Below are 1,524 nucleotides of genomic sequence, written 5' to 3'. Positions count from 1 at the left end.
CGGATTATGGCCTACGGCGAGGGGGGAGCTGAGTAGTTACCCATAACAATAAACACGCAGGACAAACCAAATCGGTCGGCCGCAGCAGCGGCCACTACGCCACCGAGCGGCGCGATGAGGTAGGCACACACGCGGAATGCGGAGACGACCCGGCCGCGCAATGCAGAAGGAACGTCGCGCAGGCGCAGCGTGTTCATGGCGATTTCGTATAGGAAAGCACCAGCGGCGAACGACCCTGCCGCAGCGGCGGCCGTCAGTCCTGCACGAATGCCGATCAACCCGGCCGCGGACGCCAACGCCCAGGACAACGCCATCGCCGCCAGGCCAGTCGCCAGCAGGCGCATCAGGCCGGAACGGGACGACGTTCGGCGCGCGACGAACATCGCCGAGGCAGCACCAGCCGCCTGCATCAGACCATAGAGCGCCGGAGACAGCCGGGCGTGGCCAACGATCTGAACGATAAACAGCGCAACATGGCACTGGATGAGCACTTGCATCGCTACGCCGACTAGGACGAGACGCGCCAGCCCAGGCTCATGCATAAGTCAGTCCTTCGGCCACGTGCGACAGCGTGGCGGTCTTGTGCGAGGTGTGCGCCGGTGCTTCGACTTCGGAGGCCCGACGACGCCAGAGGAAGGCGCCAGATGCCGCGAAACAAATTGCGTTCACGAGCAATACGGTTCCAGCCGAAAATCGCAGCAGGCCTGCTCCAGCGGCCACCGGCCCGACAAGCCCAGCATAGACGCTCGCGCTGGCGATCCATGCGTTCGCCAGCGCGAGTCTTTCGCGAGGCACCACATCAGCCAGCGCGGCCGAGTAGCCTGCCGCCGCCAAGGCATCGCAACATCCACTAGCGAAGGCCAAAGCGATGAAGACGGGCAGCGACAGGTGCGCGTAAAAACTTGCAACAGCGATAGCCACGAAAATGAGAGCGCGAACACCATCCGCGATTGCGACCAAGCGCAAGCGATCGCGACGGTCGGCTAAAGCGCCCGCAACGAGTCCGACGCATGCCTGCGGTGCCACGAGCGCAACCGTAACCACGCCCAACCAAGACACCGACGCACCCGGCATCCCAATGACGAGCAGCGGGATGCAGATGGCACCGGACGCAGTCAAGCATGACGAGGCGAGAAGTCGCTGAAAGTTTGCGAGAGGGCGCAGGCGAATCGGGGCCAGCCGGAAGCCCGCGCGGCTCGTAAGGAGGCCCATCGTGGAACCTAAATGAAAAACCGGGAGCACAGGGCTCTCGGTTCGTAGGTGCGCGAATCAGCTGCGGTGCACAATGTCCATGCACGCGTTGGTTTCGACAGCGTGAAAGCCGGCGCGCTGGCCTTCCTGATCCGACTTCAGCAATTCCTCTGCCTCGTCGAGCACGCGGAGGAGATCGGCGCTGACCAGGGCATCGGCGCGGACTTGTTCTGCGATTTGATCCATTTGTCTTCTCCCAATTGAGGACGGCACCACGCCGACCATTGGCTGATCCTAATCCAAGTTTGTCACTTATGCAGCGCTTGGGCCGCC

General features: G+C 63.1%; 3 protein-coding genes. All 3 read right to left on the bottom strand.

From position 1 onward, the window contains the following. Positions 1-11: 11 nt before the first annotated feature. A complete protein-coding gene (locus tag VTU_RS0124025) occupies positions 12-497 on the bottom strand; it encodes an MFS transporter (protein WP_138928032.1) in 486 nt (161 codons plus the stop codon). Positions 498-534: 37 nt separating this feature from the next. Then, a complete protein-coding gene (locus tag VTU_RS0124020) occupies positions 535-1,119 on the bottom strand; it encodes an MFS transporter (RefSeq protein ID WP_169315443.1) in 585 nt (194 codons plus the stop codon). Between the two features lie 150 nt (positions 1,120-1,269). Then, positions 1,270-1,437, bottom strand: coding sequence for a hypothetical protein (locus VTU_RS34290; RefSeq protein ID WP_010110159.1), 168 nt, complete (start codon positions 1,435-1,437; stop codon positions 1,270-1,272). Positions 1,438-1,524 lie beyond the last annotated feature (87 nt).

The sequence above is a fragment of the Verminephrobacter aporrectodeae subsp. tuberculatae At4 genome (assembly GCF_000193225.1).
GTDB lineage: Bacteria > Pseudomonadota > Gammaproteobacteria > Burkholderiales > Burkholderiaceae_C > Acidovorax > Acidovorax aporrectodeae.
The sequence above is the reverse complement of the archived record's forward strand: the minus strand, read 5'-3'. Positions and strand labels throughout refer to the sequence as shown.

What these genes read in the sequence shown, in the direction of transcription:
- VTU_RS0124025 (WP_138928032.1), bottom strand. Translation starts at nt 497, where the DNA reads ATGCAAGTGCTCATCCAGTGCCATGTTGCGCTGTTTATCGTTCAGATC.
- VTU_RS34290 (WP_010110159.1), bottom strand. Translation starts at nt 1,437, where the DNA reads ATGGATCAAATCGCAGAACAAGTCCGCGCCGATGCCCTGGTCAGCGCC.